This is a genomic window from Gilvibacter sediminis (assembly GCF_028561565.1).
Classification (GTDB): Bacteria; Bacteroidota; Bacteroidia; order Flavobacteriales; family Flavobacteriaceae; genus Gilvibacter; species Gilvibacter sediminis.
The window spans coordinates 385900-411144 of sequence record NZ_JAQQTE010000022.1; the positions used below are offsets into that span (position 1 = coordinate 385900).

19 protein-coding genes are annotated in these 25245 nt (G+C 43.9%); 16 read left to right on the forward strand and 3 right to left on the reverse strand.

The window, feature by feature from the left end; genetic code table 11:
* Window positions 1-5 precede the first annotated feature (5 nt).
* Genes POW22_RS14000 through POW22_RS14035 form a run of 8 tightly spaced genes read left to right on the forward strand, consistent with a single transcriptional unit; the run spans window position 6 to window position 9548 of the window.
* Window positions 6-1127 (forward strand): polysaccharide biosynthesis C-terminal domain-containing protein, encoded by a 1122-nt coding sequence (locus POW22_RS14000; protein ID WP_272833384.1) that lies wholly within the window; start codon window positions 6-8, stop codon window positions 1125-1127.
* Window positions 1128-1182: 55 nt separating this feature from the next.
* Window positions 1183-2316 (forward strand): non-hydrolyzing UDP-N-acetylglucosamine 2-epimerase, encoded by a 1134-nt coding sequence (gene wecB / locus POW22_RS14005; RefSeq protein ID WP_272833385.1) that lies wholly within the window; start codon window positions 1183-1185, stop codon window positions 2314-2316.
* Between the two features lie 5 nt (window positions 2317-2321).
* Window positions 2322-3548 carry a glycosyltransferase family 4 protein gene (locus POW22_RS14010; protein ID WP_272833386.1) on the forward strand — a complete coding sequence of 409 codons (1227 nt, stop codon included), beginning with the start codon at window positions 2322-2324 and terminating at the stop codon, window positions 3546-3548.
* Entirely contained in the window at window positions 3533-4414 is an 882-nt protein-coding gene (locus POW22_RS14015; RefSeq protein ID WP_272833387.1) for a sulfotransferase family protein, read from the forward strand. Before POW22_RS14010 ends, POW22_RS14015 begins: the two co-directional genes overlap by 16 nt.
* Entirely contained in the window at window positions 4398-4991 is a 594-nt protein-coding gene (locus tag POW22_RS14020; RefSeq protein WP_272833388.1) for a sugar transferase, read from the forward strand. The genes POW22_RS14015 and POW22_RS14020 overlap by 17 nt, the downstream gene beginning before the upstream one ends.
* Window positions 4988-6127, forward strand: a complete 1140-nt coding sequence (locus tag POW22_RS14025; RefSeq protein WP_272833389.1) for a DegT/DnrJ/EryC1/StrS family aminotransferase — start codon at window positions 4988-4990, stop codon at window positions 6125-6127. Before POW22_RS14020 ends, POW22_RS14025 begins: the two co-directional genes overlap by 4 nt.
* 15 nt (window positions 6128-6142) lie before the next feature.
* Entirely contained in the window at window positions 6143-8179 is a 2037-nt protein-coding gene (locus POW22_RS14030; RefSeq protein ID WP_272833390.1) for a polysaccharide biosynthesis protein, read from the forward strand.
* A 10-nt stretch (window positions 8180-8189) separates the two neighbouring features.
* On the forward strand, window positions 8190-9548 hold the full coding sequence (locus POW22_RS14035) for a capsule assembly Wzi family protein (RefSeq protein WP_272833391.1): 1359 nt from the start codon (window positions 8190-8192) through the stop codon (window positions 9546-9548).
* Between the two features lie 99 nt (window positions 9549-9647).
* Here the strand turns inward: POW22_RS14035 and POW22_RS14040 are convergent, their stop codons facing one another.
* Window positions 9648-10148, reverse strand: a complete 501-nt coding sequence (locus POW22_RS14040) for a hypothetical protein (protein WP_272833392.1) — start codon at window positions 10146-10148, stop codon at window positions 9648-9650.
* Window positions 10149-10180: 32 nt separating this feature from the next.
* Window positions 10181-11632: a hypothetical protein gene (locus POW22_RS14045; protein ID WP_272833393.1), complete on the reverse strand. Its 1452-nt coding sequence runs from the start codon at window positions 11630-11632 to the stop codon at window positions 10181-10183.
* Window positions 11633-11759: 127 nt separating this feature from the next.
* Here POW22_RS14045 and POW22_RS14050 point away from each other — a divergent pair, with 127 nt between their 5' ends.
* The 3 genes from POW22_RS14050 to POW22_RS14060 are packed head-to-tail and all read left to right on the forward strand — an operon-like array spanning window position 11760 to window position 15724.
* A complete protein-coding gene (locus tag POW22_RS14050; protein ID WP_272833394.1) occupies window positions 11760-12284 on the forward strand; it encodes an RNA polymerase sigma factor in 525 nt (174 codons plus the stop codon).
* Between the two features lie 49 nt (window positions 12285-12333).
* A complete protein-coding gene (locus POW22_RS14055) occupies window positions 12334-13224 on the forward strand; it encodes a FecR family protein (RefSeq protein ID WP_272833395.1) in 891 nt (296 codons plus the stop codon).
* Between the two features lie 22 nt (window positions 13225-13246).
* Entirely contained in the window at window positions 13247-15724 is a 2478-nt protein-coding gene (locus POW22_RS14060; RefSeq protein ID WP_272833396.1) for a TonB-dependent receptor, read from the forward strand.
* Here the strand turns inward: POW22_RS14060 and POW22_RS14065 are convergent.
* Window positions 15721-16458, reverse strand: coding sequence for an energy transducer TonB (locus POW22_RS14065; protein WP_272833397.1), 738 nt, complete (start codon window positions 16456-16458; stop codon window positions 15721-15723). The two genes, POW22_RS14060 and POW22_RS14065, sit on opposite strands and share 4 nt — an antisense overlap.
* A gap of 195 nt (window positions 16459-16653) precedes the next feature.
* On the opposite strand from POW22_RS14065, the gene POW22_RS14070 reads away from it, so the two are divergent.
* Genes POW22_RS14070 through POW22_RS14090 form a run of 5 tightly spaced genes read left to right on the forward strand, consistent with a single transcriptional unit; the run spans window position 16654 to window position 25201 of the window.
* A complete protein-coding gene (locus tag POW22_RS14070) occupies window positions 16654-17895 on the forward strand; it encodes a cation:proton antiporter (protein ID WP_272833398.1) in 1242 nt (413 codons plus the stop codon).
* 5 nt (window positions 17896-17900) lie between these two features.
* On the forward strand, window positions 17901-20258 hold the full coding sequence (locus tag POW22_RS14075) for a TolC family protein (protein ID WP_272833399.1): 2358 nt from the start codon (window positions 17901-17903) through the stop codon (window positions 20256-20258).
* A 25-nt stretch (window positions 20259-20283) separates the two neighbouring features.
* A complete protein-coding gene (locus POW22_RS14080) occupies window positions 20284-21378 on the forward strand; it encodes an efflux RND transporter periplasmic adaptor subunit (RefSeq protein WP_272833400.1) in 1095 nt (364 codons plus the stop codon).
* Between the two features lie 23 nt (window positions 21379-21401).
* Window positions 21402-24518 (forward strand): efflux RND transporter permease subunit, encoded by a 3117-nt coding sequence (locus POW22_RS14085; RefSeq protein WP_272833401.1) that lies wholly within the window; start codon window positions 21402-21404, stop codon window positions 24516-24518.
* Entirely contained in the window at window positions 24518-25201 is a 684-nt protein-coding gene (locus tag POW22_RS14090) for an ion channel (protein WP_272833402.1), read from the forward strand. The genes POW22_RS14085 and POW22_RS14090 overlap by 1 nt, the downstream gene beginning before the upstream one ends.
* The last annotated feature ends 44 nt before the right edge of the window (window positions 25202-25245 follow it).

Here is a 25245-nt window from a genome sequence, read left to right on the forward strand (position 1 = left end):
ATATTATGATTCGAGTTGGTATTACCGGGCAAGCCGGTTTCATTGGGCAGCATCTGTACAACTTCTTAGGAACCAAAGCGGAGCAAGTAAGTCGTAGCGATTTTCAGCGTGATATGTTTGATAACCCGGAGGCTCTTACAGATTGGGTAGCGAGCTGTGATGTGATCGTTCACATAGCTGCGATGAATCGACACGAAGATCCGCAGGTCATTTATGATACTAATGTCGGTCTTGTTCAAAAGTTGATCGATGCCTGTAAATCCGCTGCAGTAACACCAAAGATCATTTTTAGTTCTTCCACGCAAGAAGAGCAGGACAATCTCTACGGACAGTCCAAACGCGACGGTAGACAACTCCTAGAAACCTGGGCCCAAGAGGAGGGAGGCAGCGTGACCTCACTATTGATCCCGAATGTCTTTGGACCTTTTGGAAAGCCCTTCTACAATTCATTTATAGCGACCTTTTGTCACCTTTTGAATACTGGTGGCGCTCCAGAAGTGCATCAAGATGCTGAAGTTTCTTTGATCTACGTAAATGCTTTGGTAGCACATTTTTATGCGGCCATCATAAGCGAGGAGTCAGGTGTGGTCTTTAAAGCCATTGAAGCTCCGTATAAAGCCAAGGTGACCGAAGTATTACAAAAGCTAGAGCACTTCAAGACAAGCTATGTGGAACAAGGTCAAGTCCCTGATATTAGTCAGGCTTTTGATATTGACCTATTCAACACTTTTACATCTTACATACCTAAGGACTATTTTCCTAGAAAGTTTGTGAAGCACACAGACAATCGCGGAGCATTTGTAGAGATCATGCGTGCTGGGACATCAGGACAATCTTCGTATTCCACCACAGTGCCTGGAATCACTCGCGGAAACCACTACCACACGCGTAAAGTGGAGCGTTTTGCTGTGATCAGTGGTAAGGCGTCCATCAAACTGAGAAAAGTTAATACCGATAAGGTCTATGAGTATATTCTCGATGGCAGCGAGCCTGCTTATGTAGACATGCCTATTTGGTACACTCACAACATCACCAATATAGGTGATGAGGAATTGATCACCCTGTTTTGGATCAATGAACCCTATGATCCGGCAGACCCAGATACCTATTTCGAATCTGTAGATTAATTGCTACAAATTGTAAAGATTAACCGCTATTTTTGCCACAGAAAAACCAACAGCGATGAAGCAGCTCAAAGTAGTAACCGTAGTAGGCACAAGGCCAGAGATCATCAGGCTTGCCTGTGTAATGAAAGCCTTAGATGCCAATCCCGCCATAGAACACATCTTGGTGCATACTGGTCAAAATTACGATTACGAACTCAACGAGATCTTCTTTGAGGATTTAGGCATTAGAAAGCCGGATCACTTTTTAGGAGCTGCCGGAAAGAACGCCACAGAAACTGTTGGACGAATTTTAATTGGGATAGACCCACTTTTAGAAGAAATTCAGCCCGACGCCTTTTTAGTCTTGGGTGATACGAACTCTTGCCTTTGTGCAATTCCAGCGAAAAAGCGTAAGATCCCTGTATTCCACATGGAAGCCGGTAACCGTTGTTTTGATCAGCGCGTTCCAGAAGAAACCAACAGAAAGATCGTAGATCATGTTGCCGATATTAACATGACCTACAGTGATATTGCCAGAGAGTATTTGTTGCGTGAGGGATTGTCTCCAGATCGTGTCATCAAGACGGGAAGCCCCATGTTTGAGGTTCTGAATCAATTTGAGGCCAAAATAGCGGCTTCTGATGTTTTAGATCGATTGGAACTTAAGAAACACGAATACTTCGTGGTTTCTGCACACCGTGAGGAAAACATCAGCAATCCAAGGAATTTTGAAGGACTGATCACTTCTTTGAATACCATCGCAGAGCAATACGATTACCCGGTAATTGTATCAACCCACCCGAGAACCCGCAATATGCTAGAGGCTAAAGAGGTTAAGGCGCACAAGAACATTCAGTTTTTAAAGCCCTTAGGGTTTAGTGACTACAATGCCTTACAGGTAAACTCCTTTGCGGTGCTATCAGATAGTGGAACGATCTCTGAAGAGTCTTCCATTTTAAACTTTCACGCCTTGAACATTCGTGAAGCGCACGAGCGCCCTGAGGCTATGGAAGAAGCATCCGTAATGATGGTTGGTTTGCAGCCGGAGCGAATTTTGCAAGGGTTGGCAGCTTTAAGTGTTCAAAAACGAGCTCCAGAGCGCAATTTTAGGCCCGTTGCCGATTACAGCATGCCTAATGTCTCTGAAAAAGTAGTGCGAATCATCATATCCTACACGGACTATATCAACCGGGTAGTTTGGTCTAAGTGATCGCCATGCGTATCCTAATTGTAAAACAACTCTTTAATCCGGAACCCACTGCTAAGAGCCTTGATTTTGCCAAAGAATTGGTATGGCGCGGCCATGAGGTAGAGGTGTTGACCGGGTTTCCTTCCTATCCGATAGGAAAAATATATCCTGGCTTTAAACAGCGCTTGTACAAACGCGAACAAATGGAAGGGGTGAACTTGATCCGTGTGCCAATCTATCCCGATCACAGTGCATCTGGGTTCAAACGTTTTTTGCACTATTTGAGCTATGCGCTTAGCGCGACTTTTATTGGACTGTGGCTCGTTAAAAAGCCCGATGTCTGTTTTGTGTACCAAGGGGCTATCCCGGTAGCTGTTCCCGCAATTGTGCTCAAAAAGTTGCGCGGGGTACGTTTTGTATATGATATCAACGACCTCTGGCCAGAGACTGTTGCCACCTCAGGCATGCTTACCAATCCTAAAGCACTGAAGATTATCAACGCATGGTGTAATTGGAATTACCGCAATGCAGGCTTCATTACCGTTTGTACCCCGGGTTTCAAGAAAAAATTGACCGCCAAAGGCGTACCGGCAGAGAAAATGCAATTTGTGAGTAATTGGTCTCGTGATCGTATTGATGATACTCCTTTGGACAAGCAACGTTACGAACAGTATTTTAAGACAGATGCTGTGAATCTGCTCTATGCAGGTAACTTAGGAATCGTACAGGCTTTAGATGTGGTTTTAGAAGCTGCGAAGGTCTTTCAAGATAAAGGCGATAAACGCATAAACTTTATCCTGTTGGGCGGAGGAGCTGATGAAACGCGCCTCAAAGAAAAAGCTACGAGCATGGGCTTAAATAATTTGCAGTTCATCCCTCGGGTACAATCTGAAGAGGTGAGTATGTTCTTAAATGCTGCGGATGTACTTTTGGTTCACTTAAAAAAGGACCCACTCTTTGAGATCACCATTCCATCTAAGATATTGGCCTATTTAAAATCAGGAAAACCTATTCTGATGGGCTTAAAAGGAGATGCCAAAGAGATCTTAGAAGCCGCTGATGCAGGTTTTGCCTTTGAACCCGATAGCACCGAGGACTTTATACGCGCTATTCACGCCTTTTTAGATTTGGATGCCGATAAACGAAAAGCGCTTGGAGTACAAGGCGCGGCTTATTATCGAAAAGCACTGTCGCTAGAATCTAGTGTTGATGCTATAGAAGAAAAACTCAAAATGTTATGCCAAAAGAATTAAACCATACACCAGTAATTATCATTGGTGCTGGTAGAACCGGAACCAATATGCTGCGCGATGTGATCTGTTCCATCGATGGTTTTGGAACCTGGGATTGTGACGAGATCAATCCGGTTTGGAGGTATGGCAATCGTTTTAAGCCTACCGATATTTTGAGTCCAGAATTGGCTCGTCCCAAGGTTAAGAACTACATTCGAGGGCGATTCAATCAGCTCAAGAAAGTACAGAACTTGGAATATGTAGTGGAGAAGACCTGCGCAAACTCCTTGCGATTGGCCTTTGTTCACGAGGTTTTTCCAGAGGCCAAATACATTTTGATCAACAGAGATGGGCGCGATGTGGCACCAAGTGCTAAGATCCGTTGGACGGCTCCCTTCGAACTCAATTACACCTTAAAAAAGCTCAAGCAAACGCCTTTGCGCGATCTGCCGTATTATATCTGGAAGTTTGGAATTAATCGTTTAAAACAAGCTTTTGGCGCGGATAGACTTTCTTTTTGGGGTCCTGTATATCCGGGAATTGATGCGGATTTCAAAAACAAGAGCCTTTTGGAGGTTTGTGCCCTGCAATGGCAAGCCTGCGTCCAGGCTACTCAAGCCGATAAGGACAAATTAGCCGCTGATCAATTCATTGAGGTGAAATACGAGCGATTTGTCAACAATCCGCAGGATGAACTAAAAACCATTCTAGATTTTTTAGGGAAGAATGGAGCCAAGTCAGAAGAAATTGCCAAGGCCGTTGCAAGGGTCTCTAATCGCAGCGTTGGCTCGCACAAAAAGCTCAGCGCAGAAGAGCAAGAGGCTTTGAATGAAATTTGTGAACCAACCTTACTAGCCTTAAATTACAGCAATGTCTCCAGCCAATAAGTTTATTAAACGTGTCTTTGATCTGCTGGTCTCAACCATTGGGCTCGTGCTTTTTGGTTGGTTGATCTTGATCTGTGCCGTTTTGGCCAGATTAGATACGGGTTTATCCGGCTTTTTTAAACAAACACGGGTGGGTAAAGATGCTAAACTCTTTAAAGTATATAAACTACGTTCCATGCGCAATATCGAAGGCGTAACCACAACGGTGAGCACCAGCAAAGACCCGCGTATTACCAAGATGGGAGCTTTTTGGAGAAAATCTAAGTTGGATGAATTGCCACAGTTGATCAATGTTTTTAAAGGCGAGATGAGCTTTGTAGGGCCACGTCCTGATGTTCCCGGTTTTATGGATAAACTAGAAGGAGAAGACCGCGTTTTACTCGATATCCGACCGGGTATCACGGGTCCCGCTTCTATTTACTTTAAAGACGAAGAAGCCCTTTTAGCAGCCCAAGACGATCCAGAAAAATACAATGCTGAGGTGATCTGGCCAAAAAAGGTCGAACTGAACAAAGAATACATAGAGAACTACAGTATCTTTAAAGATATTGGCTATATCATAAAAACTGTTTTATGAGCGAACTACCCAAAATATGGCTGTCTTCTCCGCACATGGGAGGAACAGAACAGAATTATGTCAACGAGGCCTTTGCCCAGAATTGGATTGCTCCTTTGGGACCCAACGTAAATGGTTTTGAACAGGCGATTGAAGATTATTTAGGTCCTGGAAATCACGCGGCCTGTTTATCATCAGGTACTGCTGCAATTCACTTGGCGCTATTGCATGCTGGCGTTGGAGCAGGAGATGAAGTGCTCTGCCAATCGTTCACCTTCTGCGGTACGTCAAACCCTATCATTTATCAAGGGGCAACCCCTGTATTTGTAGATTCAGAGGCCACGACTTGGAATATGAGTCCGGAACATTTGGAGACCGCCATTAAGGCAAGGATGGCAGCGGGTGTCAAGCCCAAGGCAGTATTGATGGTGCACCTTTACGGGATGCCGGCTCAAATTGATAAGATCGAGGCCATCTGTAAGCAGTACGGCATCTTTTTGATAGAAGATGCTGCAGAGGCACTAGGTTCTAGTTATAAGGGTCGCAAGTGCGGTACTTTTGGGGATCTTTCCATTTTATCATTCAACGGAAACAAGATCATCACTACCTCTGGTGGAGGCGCTTTAGTGTGCCGTACAGAAGCGCAAAAGCAAAAAACTGTGTTCTGGGCCACTCAAGCCAGAGATCAAGCACCGCATTATCAACACTCGGAGATCGGCTATAATTACCGCATGAGTAATATCGTTGCGGGTATTGGTAGAGGGCAGATGGAGGTTTTGGACAAACACGTTGCCTTGCGCAGAAAGAACAACGAATTTTACCGCGATCTGTTCAAAGATTCAGACTTGGTGGAAGTCCTGGAGGAATCCTCAGAAGATGCCTACAGCAACCACTGGTTGTCCGCTATAATCTTTAAAAAATCCGATGATCAGCGGAATAATGAAAAATTACGTATATTTTTGCAAGCAAATAACATAGAAAGCAGACCTTTGTGGAAGCCTATGCACCTACAGCCGGTTTTTGACGGAGCCTTATTTTATGGCGACGGCACTGCGGAAGAGTTATTTAAAAAAGGATTGTGCATGCCTTCTGGTTCCAATTTGACTGATGCTGACAGGGACCGGATAAAAAAGGCGATACTTCAATTTATGGAGTAGCAACAGCATGCGAGTATGGCAGGAAAATTACGTAACGCGCTTCAAATCATTCTTTCCTCTAAGGATAATGCATTAGACGTTAGAAGTCTAAAGTATTTACCGAGATGGTGCGTACTACTTATTGACACATTTTTATTGGTTTGTTCTATTGTCCTTACGGCAATAGTCTTGAAAGATCTTCAAATCCAGTATTTACCTTTATTGAGTGCTACCCAGCAGATTTTAATGGTCGTCGGAGTGCATTTTGGCTTTATGCTGCTCTTTAAGACCTATGCGGGCTTGGTACGACACAGCTCTTACATGGATGCCTTAAAACTGTTGTTAGCCTCTGTAAGCACTTTTGGGGCGCTTATGGTGATCAACTATTCCATGGTAGCCATGAAAGGGGAGAAGATCTTCTTGAATTCTTCTTTGGTACTTTATCTATTTTTCTCCTTTACCTTTTTATTCTTATTCCGATTGGCGGTGAAGCAACTCTACGAGTATTTCAAAATTGCTCAAAAAGGGGAAGAAATGGAGAAAGCGGTGATCATCGGTATTGATGAGAATGCCATCTCAATCGCAGCCGCTTTGGATATTGAACATCCGCAGCGTTTTCAAATTCAAGGTTTTGTAGCAACGCGCAGTATCAACAAGCGCCTTCAGATACTTGGAAAACCTGTTGAGAAGCTACAGTCTAAGGTTAGTGATCACATACAAAGGCTCAATGCTACGGCGGTAATTATGTCGGGTAGTGATCTTTCCGCAAATCAGAAATTTGCTATCGTTGAAGATTGTTTAGAACACGATATCAAGGTTTACAATTCTCCATTGGTTTTAGACTGGAGTGAGAATAAATCGGTAGCCAATCAGGTAAAAAATCTGCAGATTGAAGATCTTCTGGAGCGCGAACCTATCGTGCTGCACAATGACGACAAGATCAAGCAGCTCAGCAATAAAACCATTCTGGTAACTGGAGGTGCGGGGTCTATAGGAAGCGAGATCGTGCGCCAATTGGCCAAATTCAACCCTAAATTGGTTTTGGTGTTAGATCAAGCAGAAACACCACTGCATAACCTTCAATTGGAGCTACAGGCCAATCACCCAGATTTAAACATTAAGTGTTTGATCTGTGATGTGGCTAATAGAAATCGTTTAGGCGTTTTCTTTAAGAAATACAGTATTGACGTGATCTATCACGCGGCGGCCTACAAGCACGTACCGCTTATGGAAGATAATTCACCAGAGGCTGTGATCACCAATGTATACGGAACCAAAAATTTGGCCGATCTAGCTGTGTTGAATAAGGTGAAGCGTTTTGTAATGGTTTCTACAGACAAGGCTGTGAATCCAAGTAATGTCATGGGAGCTTCCAAACGCGCAGCAGAGATGTACGTGCAGTCGCGCAATTATTATGTAAATAGTGAAGGCAATTCTCCTGAAACAAAATTTATTACTACCCGTTTCGGAAACGTCCTAGGATCCAACGGAAGTGTAGTGCCGCTGTTTAAAAAGCAGATTGAAAAAGGAGGCCCCGTAACGATTACTCACCCCGATATCATTCGTTATTTCATGACCATTCCTGAGGCGTGCCAATTGGTATTAGAGGCTGGCGCTATGGGACAGGGAGGAGAGATCTACATCTTTGATATGGGCGAACCCGTTAAGATCATGGATCTTGCTAAAAAGATGATCAAATTGGCAGGCTATGAGCCTGATAAAGAGATTGCCATAAAGATCACAGGCCTGCGTCCGGGAGAAAAGCTTTACGAAGAACTGATCAGTGATTCGTCTCGAGCGCTTCCTACGCATCATGAGAAAATACTTATCGCGAAGGATGTCATCAAGGACTTTGACATTGTAAGCACTAAGGTGAATAAGATCATTGAAGCGGCGTTAAGGCACGATGATAACAGTGTGGTGACTAAAATGAAGGCCTTAGTTCCTGAGTTTATTAGCAAGAACTCCGACTTTGAATGTTTAGATCTCAGTGATCAGGACATGACAGATCTCAAGGAAACTAAAGTTGATCAACCAGAGATTGTCGCACCAGAGGTGCTACAGAAAAAATAATCCAGAACTCATGCGTTTAAATCTGCCTAAAACCTCAATGCTCGGGGTATTTTTGCTTTGTTTCTCAACCTTGATTGCGCAAGAGTACAACTATGAAGCAACTGCTGGAGCCAGTATATTCAGAAGCAGCCAACAAAACTTACCTTTTTGGATGCAAGCCAATACTAACGGTGCAGTTGATAGGGAAACCAATTTCCTAATAGACGGTGGATTGTCCGGAAACCTAAGACTCAATAACGGTTGGGTGCTATCTGCCAAAGCCAGTTTGTTTTATCGTGATGAAGTCCCTGATGAACTGCAACGCGATGAATTATATGCACAACTGGATACACCTTGGCTGTCTGTAGTTGTGGGTTCACGTAGAAATGAAGATCGATTTGAAGGTTTAGGCCTCGTTCAAGATAACTTTTTACTCAGCGGTAATGCCAGAGCACTTCCGGGAATCTTGGTGGAAGCCCCAACACCACAACGAATTTTTAAAGGAGTCGCTTTGGATTGGGGGATCGGACACTATGAGCTCAATGATGACCGCTTCGTGGATGACGCCATGTTGCATTTTAAACGATTGGCTGCTGTGATCAATTTAAGCCCAAGAACCACGTTAAAAGCGGGAATTCAGCATTACGCGCAATGGGGTGGTAACTCTCCAGAACGCGGCGAACAACCATCTGGCTTCTCAGATTTTATTGACATTTTTTTTGCCAGTCAAGGAAGCGATGCTGCTTCAGATACCGATAGAGCCAATGCGCTAGGGAACCATTTAGGATTATACGAACTTGAAGTCAATCACCGCACCACCTACGGGAATTTGCGCTTTTATCACTCACACCCTTTTGAGGACGGTTCGGGTACTCGTTTAAAGAATTTTCCAGATGGTATTTGGGGTTTTTATTATGACCCCAATACAGAAGACTACACCAGTCTCTTTAAAGGTTTGGTGGTGGAGTATTTCCAAACTACAGATCAAAGCGGAGCCACTGGTGACGCGGGTAGGGATAATTATTTTAGAAGTGGCGTTTACCGCTCCGGATGGACCTATGACGGAAACATTTTAGGATTGCCTTTTATTACAATGGATGAAACTGGTTTGGAGATTGCCAACAACCGCGTTAGAGGAATCCATTTGGGTTTAAGCGCGGGTAGAGGTTCTTGGTTGGTCTATACCAAGGCTACTGCCTGGGAGAACTTTGGATCTTTTAGATTGGACAATAGAATTGATCCTCCACAGCAGATCCTCAATACTTTTGTCGGTTTTCAGTACGACTTTAAAAAGTACGGCAAACTAAACCTTCAGGCGGCTGCAGACTGGGGAGACGGCTTTAGAGACACCTATGGAGTTAGTCTAGGGTATCGCATTTCCGTTCAATAAAAAAAGCCACCTCCTTTTTAAGAGGTGACTTTTCAAGACCGAATTCCGGTAATTGAGGCTATGAAGAGCTTCGGTCTTTTTCAACCAAACATAATTGCATCAGTTTTTCTCAAAGGTGAGGTATTCAATACTTCCATCACCACCGCTAATATCAATCAGTTCAATGCGGGTATCTGTTCTTGATACAATATCCCAATCATCAGAAAGTTCTTCAAAATCAGCTGGTGAAGCAAAGAAGATATTAAAGTCTACATCATCAGAGTCATCAGAGCCGTCATCATCAGAAGAATCACTGGAAGAACTGTCTACAGTCACAGACCAAGTTCCGGTTACGGTATTGGAGCTATTTGTGGCTGTAAGCATCCCATCACTTCCAAAAGTGAATGAGTAGCCGTTGTAATCACTGGTTTCGTTTTGTCCATTGTCTTCGTATCGACTTACGCGCCAGGTTCCAGAGGAGGCAGTGTTTCTGAGTTCTTCTGCCAAAAGATTCGCGGCAGCATTGTTGTTATTATTGTTGTTGTCGTCTTCGCTGCAGCTAACTGTAGTAAGTGCTACTACAGCTAGAAGGGCGAATAGTGAGGATTTAATTGTTTTCATGATATAAATTGTTAGTTTGTTTTTGTTCTGAATTAGTCGCAAGTTGTCGCTTCACGGCCAAAAGTTAAAAGGTCTTCAGTCCCGTCACCGCCACTGATATCGCGCAGTCTAATCACGTTCTCGTCAAATTCAATGACCTCCCAATCGTCAAGGATCTCATCAAAAGGGAAGGCTTCTCCAAAGTCGAGAAAAAGGTCCAGTCCGGTGTCGTCATTAATGATATCCCATTCCCCTTCTACAGTCTCGTCTCCTGCTACAGCTACGGCAGTGCCATCGGCACCAAATTCAAAGGTGTACTCGCAGAATAAGTTGGTCTCGTCCACATCATCAAAGTAGTTGGTTACGAACCAAGCTCCGTCCGTTAAAACAGCCGCTAATGCTTCTGCCTCTGGGTCTGGATCGCCACCACCGGAACCTTCACAGTCGCTCTCAAAGCGCAAGCGATCGTCTCCAAGTCTAAGGTCTATCTCGAATTCCCCCGGAGCATCATCGATCTCGTGTAAGATCCAATTGGCATTAAAATCTGGTAGCTCTGGAATATCTATCTCTACCGTGATCGCTTCACCAGAACCTGTGCTGCCCCAAGACCCTATAAATTCGTCTGTATCATTTTCTACAAGGATCTCACCACTTTCTGTGAAAGTGAAGAGGTATCCGTCATAGCTATCTTCAAGGTCAGCATCGTCAATCTCTAGTTTGTCAACAAACCAAGGAGAACAGCCCGTAATTAGATCAACTAGATCATCGGTAGTGCAGTCTTCACAATCGTCGTCATCATAATCGTAGTCGTCGTCTTCATCGCAGGCATCCTCAGCCTCTTCAATAACATCTTCTAATTGCTCCAGATCTTCAATGACTACCGTGGTGCCATCAGCAAGTACAATACTGATTGGGAATTCGATATTAACCACATCGCCTTCTTCAATAAGTTCTAAGAATTCGTAAAGTTGCTCATCGTTCTCAATGACAACGGTCTCTAATTCCTCAGTTACCGGGTTGAAGATCGTGGCGGTGATTGGATAAACAAAATCCAAGCATTCAATGTCAGGATCGGTCTCTCCCTCATCGGGACAGGTAAGGGCTAAGGCCAAGAATTCTTCAATAGAATTCAAGGTTACCTCCGTATAGTCTGAAAGCGTTACCGTAATCGGGAAAACAATTTCCACGGTGTCCGTGTCGTCATCAGACTCGTCTAAAATATCTTCTATAAGCTCATAATCAGCTTCGGTGTTTACAGTTACCTCGATACCGTTCACGATAACGGTCACAGGCAGATTCACCGTGAAGCAGTTGGCGCTGTCTATAATATTGTCTAGAGAACCGTCACTCAAACTAACGCGTTGCATCAATCCAGCAACAACACTATTGGCTTCTAGGGTTTCTTCATTATTAGGGTTGATCACTTCTGATTCCTCCGTGCGACATGATGTGAGGAGCAGGGCGCTCATCAAAATCATCAATACGGGCAGTTTAAGTAGTTTCATTTTCTGTTTCTTTAATGGCCGATTTGGCGTGGTTTGTAAAGTAAACAACCCAATTGAAAAAAATCCTGACATTTGTCCTGATTCTTTTGAAATTAATTTTTCTACCTTTAGCTAAACACCACAGGACTTGGCAAAAAACCTTCATAAAGATGTATGTGAATCTGCAGTATTTGAGCGGCTTTATCGCACCTTGAGTAAGGATGTACACAATTTTCTTTACTATAAATTCGGAGCCGTTGCAGAACCTGCAGACAAAACTCAGGAGGCCTTTATTAAGCTTTGGGAGAACTGTAAAAAGGTGACTCCAGACAAGGCGAAAGCTTTTTTGTTTACCACAGCTTCTAACTTGATGCTAAATAGCTTGAAACACAAGAAGGTGGTTTTAAAGCATCAGCAGCAAAGCGTCCCAAAACACACTAATGAAGACCCGGAATTTATTATGCGTTCTGCGGAATATTACGAGCGCTACAAGCAGGTTTTGGCTTCTTTAACAGAAGAGCAGCGCGTTGCATTTACTTTGAGTAAGATAGAAGGTAAGAAGCAAGCAGAGATCGCAGAGCTTTTAGGGGTGACTAAAAAAGTAGTGGAGTATAGAATTTATTCGGCTTTTGCCGTTTTAAAGGAACAGTTGGAAAATTTTAGAACAAAATAATCAGGATTTTTTGCCTGTGGGTTGTTACTCCTATAGATGAGCAAGAACTATGGATGAAAAACTACTACATAAATGGTTGAATGACGACCTCACCGAGCAGGAGCTAAAGCAGGTCGAGCAAGATCCGGAGTATGGCTATTACAAGGCCTTACTTGCGGATGCAAAGGCTTTTAAAGCTGATCAATTTTCTCAGCCAAAGGATTTTGAAGAAGTACTTGCAGCCTTGCCCAAAAAGGAGGGCGGTAGGCTTCAATACCTAAGGCCTCTAATGCGAATTGCCGCGATCTTGGTCATTGCATTAGGGGTGTATTTCACCCTTTTCAATGATGACAGTACCAAAGTAGCAACCGCCTTGGCAGAGCAAAAAACGGTTGTGCTCCCAGATAATTCTGAGGTAGCGTTAAACGCTGGTTCTAACCTGAGTTTTAGTGAAGACTCCTGGGCGGAGGCTCGTGAGGTACAATTGAATGGTGAGGCCTATTTTAAAGTGGCCAAGGGCCAAGTCTTTGATGTGATCTCTAAGCAAGGGAAGGTTACTGTTTTAGGAACCGAGTTCAATGTAATGGATCGTGGAGAGTTCTTTCAAGTGGTCTGTTATGAGGGCCGTGTGGCAGTGACTTATGGCGATGCTAAACAAGAATTGCTTCCCGGAGATGCCATCCGATTCTTTCAAGGAGAGGCGCGAATATTCAAAGTGAACGATTCAAGTCCTTCTTGGATCGCGAACAAATCGAGTTTTGATGCCGTCTCTGTAGCCTTGGTTTTGGATGAATTAGAACGCTATTATGAGGTAGATATCAATGCCAGCCCGTCTATCTTGAAAAGACAATTTACCGGTGCTTTTACCCATGAGAATTTGGAGCAAGCCTTGAAACAACTAACAACCCCTTTACAGCTAACCTACACCATTAACGGAACAGCAGTAACACTGAGTGAGTAGACACTTTAAACACGGCATTTTATTGATACTTCTGCTTTGGGTCCCTAGTTTGGCTCAAGCGCAGCAAGAGTTCCCATTGCGTGAAGTTCTCGACGCTTTGGAAGAGCGCTACGAAGTAGATTTTAACTACGACCCTCAGATCCTTGAAGGCATGACGGCCTCCCTACCAGAGTCCAATTTGACTTTAGAAGAGGCTCTCGTACAACTCCGAAGTCAAACCCTACTGGAATACCACTTTTTGGACTCAACGACCGTTAGTGTCATCAAACGATCTGTGGCTACTGGAGTTACCCTTTGCGGATATCTGCAGGATAAGGATGACCAAACGCCCTTGGCCTTTGCTAACGTGCAAGTTGGGCGTAAGGCTACGATCACTAATGAAGAAGGATATTTTGAACTTGTGGAAGTAGATCCGCAAGCTCAAGTTCAGATCAGTTATTTAGGGTACAAAACGCTTAACAGGCAGGCTAAATTTTTCAAGCGCAGTTGTGAACCGATCTATATGGTTGCCAATCAGCAGCAATTGGGTACGGTCTATTTGCAGCAGTATTTGGTCAAAGGGGTAGATCGACTTACCTCTGGTGAATACCGAATAGATTTTGATAAATTTAGCGCATTACCCGGTCTCATAGAGGCCGATGTGCTTCAGGCAGTGCAAGCCTTACCAGGAATTCAAAGTGTGGATGAAACGGTTTCAGACATCAATATCCGTGGAGGTACGCACGACCAAAATCTCATTTTATGGGACGGCATAAAAATGTACCAATCCGGGCATTTCTTTGGACTTATCTCCGTATTTAATCCGCAGATGAATCAAGAAGTGCGATTGACTCAGAACGGGACAGATCCGCAGCTTACTGATGGTGTCTCAGGAACTATAGCGATGAAGACGGCCCAGCGAATTAACCCGAAGTTCAAGGCCAATGTAGGGATCAATCTGGTGAACGCGGATGTCTTTTTTGACATCCCTGTCACGGCGAATAGCAGTTTGCAATTGGCTGGGCGGAAGTCCTTAAGTGACTTGTTCGCAACCCCGACCTTCGATGCCTATTTTGACCGAATCTCTCAAAATACAGAGGTCACTCAACAGCAAGAGAACACTGTCAACACCAATCAGAACTTTGAGTTTTACGATACCTCTTTGCGTTATTTGCACCGAATTTCTGATAAGGATCATCTACGCGCCAATTTCTTGTTGATCAACAATAAACTGGTTTTTGATGAAAATACAGTCTTAGATTCCGGAATCATCTCCAGACAGAGTCAGGTTTCTCAAAACAGTGTTGCGGCTGGTTTGCAATATAATCGCGATTGGTCTGAACGCTTCAGTACGGCTTTAGAAGTGTACAATACCGATTATATCTTGGAGGCTATCAATGCAAACATTGAGCTCTCTCAGCGGTTCTTGCAAGAGAATTCTGTTTCTGAGACCGGCATTAAAGCTTTGGCGCATTGGCAATTCAATTCCAAATTTAAATGGAGCAGTGGTTACCAGTTCATCGAGACTAAGGTGCGAAACCTTGACGATGTTGATAATCCTGTAGTGCGAAATCTCAGTGGGGAAGTGGTGCGTATTCACGCCGCTTTTACCAATTTAAGTTTGGCAGATCAGAACACCAATTGGAGTGGAAATATCGGCGGACGTTACAGTTATATTCCCAAGTTTGATGCTCATATAGTAGAGCCTCGTTTGCGACTCGCTTACGCCATAACCCCTGAATTCTCTGCTGAAGCAATGGGAGAATTCAAACATCAGGTCACTACACAGATCATCAACTTTCAGAATGATTTCTTAGGTGTAGAACGCCGACGCTGGCGTTTGGCTAATGACAGTACCATTCCCATAGTGCAAAGCAAGCAAGGCTCCTTCGGCTTGAATTATAAGAAGGAAGATTTTTTAATAGGTGCAACCGGCTTTTATAAAGAGGTGGATGGCGTTACCGCTAGAAGTCAAGGGTTCCTCAACCAATTTGAATTTGAAGAAGGCATCGGCAGCTATACCGCCTATGGCCTTGACTTTTTGGTAAGGAAGAATATCTGGAGACTGCAGCTTTGGTCCAGTTATTCTTACCTTCAGAATACCTATGATTTTCCCACACTTCTGGAAGAGAGCTTTCCGTCAAATTTTGACATTTCGCATACCGTTACGGCGGGTTTAGCCTATGATTACAAAGGCTTCAAGGCTTCCGTTGGTATCAATTGGCGAACAGGAAGACCTTTCACCTTACCAGATCCTACGACTCCTTTGATCGAAGATGAGGTCAACTACGGCTTTCCCAATCAGAATAACTTGGATGAATTTATTCGCTTGGACGCATCGGCATCCTATCGTTTTACAAAAGGACGCCTGCGCTTTCAAGTTGCTGCCTCCGTTTGGAACCTGACGAACCGCAAGAATGTACTCAACAGATTCTTTGAGCCGGTCTCTACACAAGTCGTGCAAGTCGATCAGAATTCCTTAGGGCTAGTACCCAATTTTTCCTTACGCATGTTCTATTAATGCGGAGTTTCTACTTGAAACAAGATCGGTAGCATGTATAAAACGCCGACAGGCTTACCGCGTTGCATGCCCGGGGTCATTAGCGGTAGTTTACTCACAATACTAATGGCCTCTTGTTCTAGACGTGGGTGAGGAGCCCGCGCTTTAACTTCTACCACCTTTCCGCGCTCGTCTATTCTAAATTGCACACTGATGCGTTGACGACCTTCTAAACCGAGTTCTACAGCCAAATCGGTGTCAAAGTTCTTCTGTACAAAAGCCATGACCTTATCTGACAAGCACTTCTTTTTCGCGGTTTTATCAGCTAGGGATTCACAGCCCGGATATATGGGCACTTCCTCAATGACGTGAAAGGGTACGGTTATGATCTCTTCCTCTTCCTCAACTTCTTCAACCTCTTCTATCTCAATGACTACACCTTCTTCTTGATTGGTCTCGGTAGATTCAATCACGGTCTCTTCTATGTCCAGATCGTCTGCCACAATTTCAATGCTGGTTTGAACGATAGTTGGTGGCGGAGGTGGCGGAGGTACGTTATCTATGATCTCAGTAATAGGGATATCATCCTGAAATTCGGCCTCGAGATCTATCTCTGTGAAGCTGAGGGTGGATTGCTCCTGAGTTTCCCATTCTAAGGCGCGCCAGGATAAGAATAACATGAGCGCTAATCCAAAGAGAAAAAAGGTATGACTCCAACCGCTGATCTTCACTTTAGGATTTTTTTTGATTTCCATAATTGCTGATTTAGTGATCAAAAGGTAGCGGCTTGCCTAGAGAAAAAACATGACATTGCTCAGTTAAGGGTTCAACACCAGTATTTTAAGTATACTCACCTATTTTTTGACATATTCGTAAAAATGATTTAGGACTGAGGATTTTTTGATCAGATGCTTTATCTTCACTGCACTAACGACCAACGCTAACCAAACATGGATTACTTTGTGCTGACCAGTATTTTGGTCACCATCTCTGCCCTTTTCGGGTACATTAACGTTCGTTTTGTCCGCTTGCCGAACACCATCGGTCTTACCTTGGTAACCATCTTATTTACCTTGGGGATTTTTGCACTGAGTTATTTTGATGACACCCTGCTACGCGCCGAGCGCTTCTTGATCTCTCAGATTGACTTTAAAACCGTATTACTGGATGTCATGCTGAGTTTTTTGCTCTTTGCGGGCGCACTGCATACTGACCTCGAAAAACTGAAAGAACTGCGCTGGCCTATTTTGCTTTTTGCCACCTTTGGTGTATTGGTCTCCACCTTTTTGGTAGGCACAGCGATGTACTTTGTTTTGGACCTGTTAGGCCTTGCAGTGGATTATATCTATTGTTTGCTGTTCGGTGCTTTGATCTCTCCAACAGATCCCATTGCCGTATTAGGAATCCTCAAAAAAGCAGGAGCTCCTAAAAAACTGGAGGCTAAGATTGTCGGGGAATCCCTTTTCAACGACGGAATTGGAGTGGTGGTGTTCTTGACCATATTTGGTCTGGCAGACAACAGTGAGGCAGGATTCTCCTTCTCCAGCGTTTTAGAACTCTTCGCAGTTGAGGTATTGGGCGGGGTTGCCTTGGGCTTGGGTCTTGGGTGGATCACTTATCAACTTATGAAGCGCATAGACGATTACAATATTGAGGTCATACTAACTCTAGCCACAGTAATGGCTGGGACGGTTATGGCTACACACTTACACGTCTCTGGACCTTTAGCCATGGTAGTTGCTGGACTGGTTGTGGGCGGACAAAAGATCCGTCACAAAGCCATGTCTAAACAAACAGAAGATTACGTAGACAAATTTTGGGAATTAATTGATATCTTACTCAATGCGATCCTATTTGTACTTATAGGTATGGAGATCTTGGTTTTGGATCTCGAAAGACCTTTTCTAATTGCCGGGTTGATCGCCATCCCCATTGGCTTAATTTGCCGCTATATTTCATTGATCATCCCTATTGGCTTGTTCCAAAAGCGTTTAGACTTTGTTCCGCATACCAACGCTATAATGACTTGGGGCGGACTTAGAGGGGCTATTTCCATTGCGCTTGCTCTTGGTTTAACAGAGGCCATGCACAGAGATTTATTTTTGGTGATTACCTACTGCGTGGTGATTTTCTCCATTTTGGTTCAAGGGCTCACCATAGAACGTTTGTTAATTCGATTTAAACTGCGATGAAGTTTATGAATAGAAAAATTACGCGTTTCAGTATGCTCAAAAAGAGATTGTTCGTTTTAGCCTTATTTGCTTGGAGTGCCGCGAGTTTTGCACAGCAAAAAGAAGTGGTTAAAGTGGCCATTTTAGTGGATATTGAAACCGAAGAGACCGTAGGTTATTTGGATCAGCTACGCGCGGAGATCAAAGCAGTAGTTGGAGAGGATGCCATCATAGAGTTCCCTCCAGAATATCAAAAAGCACATAATTTTAGGGTAGATCAGGCACTGACCAATTACAAGGCGCTTTTAAGTAGTGATGCCGATATCATTTTGGCTTTTGGAACCAGCAGTAGCTTGGTCATGCAACAGCAGCAAAGCTTTCCGAAGCCGACCATTTTATTAGGATCTATTTCTGAGGATTTTTCTGCTGTAGATGCTAATTTGCGAACTTCGGGTATTACCAACTTTACCTATTTGACGGGGGTGCAGTCCTTTGAGGCCGACCTGCAGACCCTTCACGAACTGTCCAAGTTTGATCGGGTGGGGATTGCCATAGAGCAGGGTATAGCTGATAATATCGATCTCAAATCCACCTTTGATCCCATTTTAGAAGAGCTTGGAGCTCAATACACATTATTGCCTTTTAATTCATTGGATGATTTGGCCAACAGCATAGTAGATGTCGATGCCTTTTATTTAGCCGGAGGATTCTTTTTAACTGATGACGAGGTAGCTCAGCTCGCCCAAATATTGATCGCCAACGGCATTCCTTCATTTACCAATTCTGGGCTTAAGGATGTGGAGTTGGGACTCATGGGAACCAACAACGGCAATGATGACGTAACTCAAATATTTAGACGTTTGGCCTTGTCTATTGAGGCCTTTGTCAATGACGAACCTTTAGAAAATCTCAATGTCTTTGTAGACGCAGAGCGCAGACTCACGGTGAATTTCAACACAATCGATCAATTGAAGATTCCGGTGAAATACAGCTTGATCGCTCAGACTGATTTTGTGGGCCAGTATCAAAAAGCATCTGCTCCGACCAGTTATAGTTTGTTGGGATTGATCAATAAAACCTTAGAGCAGAACCTAACTTTGGTCGCTAATGAATTGGGTGTACAACTCACTGAGCAAGACATTAAATCTGCATGGAGTAATTATTACCCGGTGCTCACAGCCAGTGGTACTTTTACCAATATAGACCGTCGTGTGGCAGTTGCTCCCTTTCAACCGGAATTCTCTGTAGACGGGAATCTAAATTTAACCCAGACCATCTATTCAGAAGCCGCTAGCGCCAACATCAGCGTTCAAAAGAACTTGAATCAAGCCCAAGAGGCCAGCTTTAGAGCTTCTCAACTAGACGCTATTCTAGAATCTTCTAACCTGTATTTTAATGCGCTGATCAGTAAGGTTAACTTGCGTATTCAAAATCAAAACCTTCAATTGACCAAAGAGAACTTGCGTATTGCTACGCAAAACTTTGAGGCTGGACAAGCTGGGAAATCAGACATGCTCCGTTTTGAGAGTCAATTGGCGCAGAATACCCAAGTCTTTATTGAGGCCGTTAACCAATTGGAACAGGCCTTCATAAGGATCAATCAGTCATTGAATGTTCCGGTGATGGATGTGATCGATGTGGACGAGGCTGTTATTGGCCAAGGCGTGTTTGAGTCCTACAATTACGAGCAACTGGCAGAGATTCTGGACAATCCAGAACTCAAGCGTCCTTTTGTGGAGTTTTTGATAGAAGAAGCCAAACGCAATTCACCCGAGCTAGAATCACTTGCTTATAACATCAAGGCCGTAGATCGAACCATTGATCTGAACGCTTACGGACGTTTCATTCCAACGGTGGCCTTACAAGCCAATTTCAATCAGAATTTCAATCAATGGGGAGTGGGGAGTATTGATCCTGACCCATCAGACAACTACAATGTAGGCGTGAACGTCTCTGTTCCCATCCTAGACGGATTTAGAAACAACATTGACAAACAGACCGCCCTGATTCAGAAAGAACAACTGGAAGTCAATACGGCCAATACCGAGTTGGCCATTGAAACCAATGTGAGCGTTGGGGTATTGAATCTAATCAACCAAATTGCAAATATTCGTCTGGCTGAGGTCTCTGTGGCTGCTGCGGAAGAATCTTTAGATCTGGTGCAAACCTCTTATTCCGAAGGTGCTGTGAGTATCATTCAACTCATAGATGCCCAGAACAATTATTTGCAAACCCAGTTAGCGCAGGCCAGTGCCACCTATAATTTTCTTTTGACCGCAATCCAATTGGAGCGCTTTATCTCCTATAACTTTTTGTTGCACACCGAGGAAGAGAACAATGCTTTTCAGCAGCGATTCCTAGAATTTATGAATGCCAATGACTAATCGAGCCCAATCCAAAAAAACAGCAATGATGAAACTACCGAATTTGAGACACAGTATACTAGCTCTTGTTTGCACAAGCCTTTTATTTTCCTGCGGCTCTGAAGAAGAAGTCAAAGAGGCAGACCCTAGACCGGTGAAATATACAGAGGTAGCCACTGCAGGTTCTGCAACAGAGCGTGTCTTTAGTGGAACGGCCAAAAGTGAGAAGGTGATCAACCTGAGTTTTAGAAGCTCGGGAGTGTTGGTCCAGTTAGATGTCAAACTCGGGCAATTGGTAAAAAAGAATCAACTCTTGGCCAAGCTAGATAACGTGCAAGCGCGTTTGAGCCTCGAGCGAGCTATAACTTCTGTAAACAGTGCAGAATCACAAATGAACACGGCAAAATTAGGCTTAGACCGTATCCGCGTGCTCTATGAGAAAGGCAGTGCTTCCTTAACAGATTTTGAATCCGCCAAAAACTCGTATAAGACCGCTCAGCAGAGTTATGAGTCTGCAAAGCGCGAGGTGTCAATTCAGCGGGAACAGGTCCGTTACGGGTTCTTATATGCGCCAGAGGATGGGGTGATCACGGCAGTCTCCGCAGAAGTAGATGAGAATATTCAGGCAGGGCAAGCCATTGCTGTGCTCAATGCTGGGGTGGAGATGGAGATCTCCTTGGGCTTACCAGAAAGCATTATCAATAATGTTTCCTTGAATATGCCCGTAGATGTCAACTTCTCTTCTTTAGAGGGGCAGAGCTTCAAAGGACGCGTGACCGAGCTCTCACCGGCAGTAGATCTAAATACTTCTACTTATCCGGCCATGGTAACTTTAGACCGTGTGAGTGATGATGTTAAATCAGGAATGGCAGCCAACGTAACCTTTGCTTTAGGAGAAGATTCTGCAAAGGATATGATGATCCGTGTCCCGGCTCAAGCGGTTGGAGAGGACAGTGAAGGACGATTTGTCTTTGTGATCACCCAAGAAGCAGACAAGACCGTGGTCAAGAAAAGCCGCGTGAAGGTAGGTGATCTCAGTTCAGCTGGTTTTCAGATCGTCGAGGGGCTAAAGCCAGGCCAGAAGATCGCTACAGCAGGACTGCAAACCTTACTGGACGGACAAGAAGTAACAATTCAATAGGTTCTTAACTCAATCGATTCAGCATGAACATTACTCAATTTTCGATAAACAAGAACCGAATCACCTTTACCATTCTGGCTACCATTATGCTTATGGGGATAGTGATGTACCAATCCCTTCCTAGAGACAGTATGCCTCCATACACCGTGCGTGTGGCTTCTGTGGTTTCTTTTTTCTCCGGAGCCTCACCAGAGCGTGTGGAACAATTGGTGACCGACAAAATTGAAAAGGTGGTGCAAGAACTGCCTGAACTTAAAGAGGTCTCTTCAACATCAAGAACCGAGCTTTCTGTGGTGCAAGTCACTTTAAAGGATGAGGTTCCACCAGAAGAGATGCAAGCGGTTTGGGATCGTCTGCGCAGAAAACTAAACTCCTTACAAGGCTTGCCCTCTGGGGTAAAACCAGACTTGAAAGACGACGGTATTGGTGAAGTATTCGGCCTTGTGGTCGGGATCACCTCAGACGGATTCTCTTATGCAGAGATGAAGGAGTATATCGATGATATAAAGGATGACCTCATTAAATTACCCGATGCCGCTAAAGTTGAAGTTGGCGGGGAACAAGAAGAGCGCGTTTTTGTTGAGTTTGACAATGCTAAACTCAAAGAATATGGACTGTCTTCCAGCAAATTGCAACAGATCATACAATCCACAAATATCCTCAGTAGTGGTGGGCAGATCAACTTGAATGAAGAACGGATCATTTTAGAACCCACGGGCAACTTCAATTCCATAGAAGATATTCGGGAGACTCTGATTCCTGTCGGGAGCTCAGGATCCCAATTAGTACCTCTTGGAGATATCACCAAGGTCACGCGCGGCTATATAGATCCGCCAAAACAGCGCGTACGCGTTAACGGACGCGACGCGATCTCCATGCACGTCAGCCTTAAAGAAGGATCCAATGTCATCCAATTGGGAACAGACGTGGATAAAGTAATGGCCAAATGGCGTCAGAAGTTACCAGTAGGTCTTGAAATACAACGCTTGGCCTCTTTAGATACTTACATCGATGTCAAGATCAGTGACTTTGTGGTAAACCTGTTACAGTCCGTGTCCATTGTACTTATTGTAATGCTGGTTTTCTTGGGCTTGCGCTCTGGAGCCATTATTGCCAGTTTGATCCCTATAGTAGTGGTCATGACCCTTATGCTTATGGGCGTTATTGGTATGGGACTCAATCAGGTGACTTTGGCCGCTTTGATCATGGCTTTAGGTATGATGGTAGACAATGCCATTGTAGTGGCAGAGACCATTATGGTTAAAATGGAACAGGGCGTAGAAAAGAAACAGGCAGCCATTGAGGCCTGTTCCGAGCTCTTTGTTCCTTTGTTGATCTCTACTTTAACTACTTCTGCGGCCTTCTTGTCTTTCTATTTGGCAGAATCGACCATGGGAGATATTGTTGGGCCTATATTCGTGGTCATCTCATTAGCGCTACTTTCTTCTTGGATCATGGCATTGACGGTGATCACCTTGTTCTGTTATTTGTTCTTGAAGATGAATAAAAGTGGAGAAAAGAAGGAAAGCATTATTGATCGGGTGATTCGCAAGCTCAAAGGGTATTATTTAGATCTGATCCTGATAGCGCTTTCTAAGAAATACATGGTGCTGTTAGGTATTTTTGTGGCCTTTTTCTTGTCGCTCTACGGATTTACTAAGGTGCTTTTTGTATTCTTCCCAGACAGTGATAGAAATATGATCACGGTGGATGTGAATCTGCCTTTGGGGACTCGTATTGAATCCACTTCTGATGTGGTTCAAGGCATAGAAGATTTTATGCAAGACTCCTTGCAAGTTAGCGAGCAGCGCGCCAATGGAATAGTAGATTGGTCGGCTTATATTGGTGAAGGACCTAAGTCTTATGATTTAGGATATTCTCCAGATGAAGCCAACTCCAGTTATGCCCACTTGCTGGTCAATACCTCAAGTTTTGAGGTCAATAATGAAATGATTGCGCGTTTAGACGCCTATTGTTTTGCCAATTTCCCGAATGCAGATATCAAAGTGGGTGCTTTGGGATCTGGGGGTGGAGGAACGCCTATTGAGGTTAAGGTGTCTGGACCAGACCCTGATGTTTTGGCCACAATTGCGGATCAGATCAAATCCAAACTCAGCGGAATCAATGGTACTAAGAACGTGAAGGATGATTGGGGACCCAAGAGTAAAAAGTTTGAGATCAAGATTGATCAAGCGCGGAGTCAGACCGCGGGAATAACCAATCAAGATATTGCGACCTCCTTGCAAACCGTGTTAGATGGATTTCAGGCAGGAGAATATCGTGAAGATGATAAGTCCATTCCTATTGTGATGCGCAGTTTAGGCAGCCAACAGCAAACCTTGGAAGCTCTGGAGACCTTAAATGTTTATTCGCAATCTACTGGAAAGAGCGTTCCGCTCTCTCAAGTGGCGCGTATTGTTCCTAAATGGCAATACAGCAAGATCAAGCGTTTGGATATTTACAGGACGGTGGTGATATCCAGTGAATTAAAAGAAGGTGCTAACGCATCTCAGATCAATGGGGAACTCACGCCATGGCTTGACGGACAACAAGAAGCGTGGGGAGCAGATTATTCCTATAAATACGGGGGTGATGCAGAAAATACGGCAGAGAACATGGGAGCAGTAGTGAAATACTTGCCGCTTTCTGGTTTTATAATCGTTTTATTATTAATCATTCAATTTAACTCCTTTAGAAAGATGGTTATGGTCTGTTTGACCATTCCACTAGCAATCATTGGAGTGGTGGTTGGTTTGTTACTGTTCCAAGAGCCCTTTGGCTTTATGCCTTTCTTGGGTGTGATTTCTTTGGCGGGAATTGTGATCAACAATGCAATTGTCCTCATAGATAGGATGGAAGTGGAGCAGAACGTCTTAAAACGCGAGGAACCTGAAGCCGTTATTGTGGCCTGCTTGCAGCGATTCCGCCCGATATTACTGGCAACATTTACCACAGTGCTCGGATTGATCCCGCTTTATTTGAGTGGAGGAGAGATGTGGGAAGGTATGGCTGTGAGTATTATGATCGGGTTGTTGTTTGGAACGGTCATTACCTTGATTTTCATTCCGACCTTTTACAGTGTGGTTTACCGTATCAATTACAAGAATTACAGCTTTAATAGAACCCTTGCTGAAGATTAATGCTAGACCGTTTTTACAACATACGTTTTGAGCTATTCTTGTTCTCTCAAGTAGCCATTTTATTCGGTTCCTTGATCATGCCGCAACAACCCTTTGATCGTTTTATAGCGCCACTGCTTTTAATGCTTAATTTGCTGACAGGTTTGGTCTTGGTCTCTAAAAAGGGGCGTTATTTTTGGTTCTTTGTGCTCTTATTACTGATAAGCAGCGGTCTCTTTGGTGTAGATTCTCTATTCGAAGTGGATAGCGCTAACCTTAAAATTGTACGCATAGGCTGTTATTTTGTATTCTACACTCTGGTGGCCTTGGAGATCATTAGACAGGTTTGGGTGGCCAAGCAAGTCAATAAGAATGTGATTTACGGACTTGTGAGTGGTTATATTTCTTTAGGATTGATAGGCTGCTTTATTTTTGTGTTGATCGAATGGCTCAACCCCGGATCCTTTCAAGGAGATATGATGGTAGAAGCCATTTCCAACGGCCGTGAGCTCATAGAACCCTTGATGTATTTTAGTTATATCACTTTGATGACTGTAGGTTATGGCGATATGCTGCCGGCGACTGCCTTGGCTCAGAAAGCTGTGATCTTAGTAGGACTCATGGGGCAGTTCTATTTGGTCATCATTACCGCGGTTGTAGTGGGCAAATACATCAGTACAGAAAAACGAATTGAATCAGAATAAACAATAAATCACTATACGACAAATGCCCTATGTACAGGATTAAA

What these genes read in the sequence shown, in the direction of transcription:
- POW22_RS14000 (WP_272833384.1), top strand. Translation starts at nt 6, where the DNA reads ATGATTCGAGTTGGTATTACCGGGCAAGCCGGTTTCATTGGGCAGCAT.
- wecB (WP_272833385.1), top strand. Translation starts at nt 1,183, where the DNA reads ATGAAGCAGCTCAAAGTAGTAACCGTAGTAGGCACAAGGCCAGAGATC.
- POW22_RS14010 (WP_272833386.1), top strand. Translation starts at nt 2,322, where the DNA reads ATGCGTATCCTAATTGTAAAACAACTCTTTAATCCGGAACCCACTGCT.
- POW22_RS14015 (WP_272833387.1), top strand. Translation starts at nt 3,533, where the DNA reads ATGCCAAAAGAATTAAACCATACACCAGTAATTATCATTGGTGCTGGT.
- POW22_RS14020 (WP_272833388.1), top strand. Translation starts at nt 4,398, where the DNA reads ATGTCTCCAGCCAATAAGTTTATTAAACGTGTCTTTGATCTGCTGGTC.
- POW22_RS14025 (WP_272833389.1), top strand. Translation starts at nt 4,988, where the DNA reads ATGAGCGAACTACCCAAAATATGGCTGTCTTCTCCGCACATGGGAGGA.
- POW22_RS14030 (WP_272833390.1), top strand. Translation starts at nt 6,143, where the DNA reads ATGGCAGGAAAATTACGTAACGCGCTTCAAATCATTCTTTCCTCTAAG.
- POW22_RS14035 (WP_272833391.1), top strand. Translation starts at nt 8,190, where the DNA reads ATGCGTTTAAATCTGCCTAAAACCTCAATGCTCGGGGTATTTTTGCTT.
- POW22_RS14040 (WP_272833392.1), bottom strand. Translation starts at nt 10,148, where the DNA reads ATGAAAACAATTAAATCCTCACTATTCGCCCTTCTAGCTGTAGTAGCA.
- POW22_RS14045 (WP_272833393.1), bottom strand. Translation starts at nt 11,632, where the DNA reads ATGAAACTACTTAAACTGCCCGTATTGATGATTTTGATGAGCGCCCTG.
- POW22_RS14055 (WP_272833395.1), top strand. Translation starts at nt 12,334, where the DNA reads ATGGATGAAAAACTACTACATAAATGGTTGAATGACGACCTCACCGAG.
- POW22_RS14065 (WP_272833397.1), bottom strand. Translation starts at nt 16,458, where the DNA reads ATGGAAATCAAAAAAAATCCTAAAGTGAAGATCAGCGGTTGGAGTCAT.
- POW22_RS14070 (WP_272833398.1), top strand. Translation starts at nt 16,654, where the DNA reads ATGGATTACTTTGTGCTGACCAGTATTTTGGTCACCATCTCTGCCCTT.
- POW22_RS14075 (WP_272833399.1), top strand. Translation starts at nt 17,901, where the DNA reads ATGAATAGAAAAATTACGCGTTTCAGTATGCTCAAAAAGAGATTGTTC.
- POW22_RS14080 (WP_272833400.1), top strand. Translation starts at nt 20,284, where the DNA reads ATGATGAAACTACCGAATTTGAGACACAGTATACTAGCTCTTGTTTGC.
- POW22_RS14085 (WP_272833401.1), top strand. Translation starts at nt 21,402, where the DNA reads ATGAACATTACTCAATTTTCGATAAACAAGAACCGAATCACCTTTACC.
- POW22_RS14090 (WP_272833402.1), top strand. Translation starts at nt 24,518, where the DNA reads ATGCTAGACCGTTTTTACAACATACGTTTTGAGCTATTCTTGTTCTCT.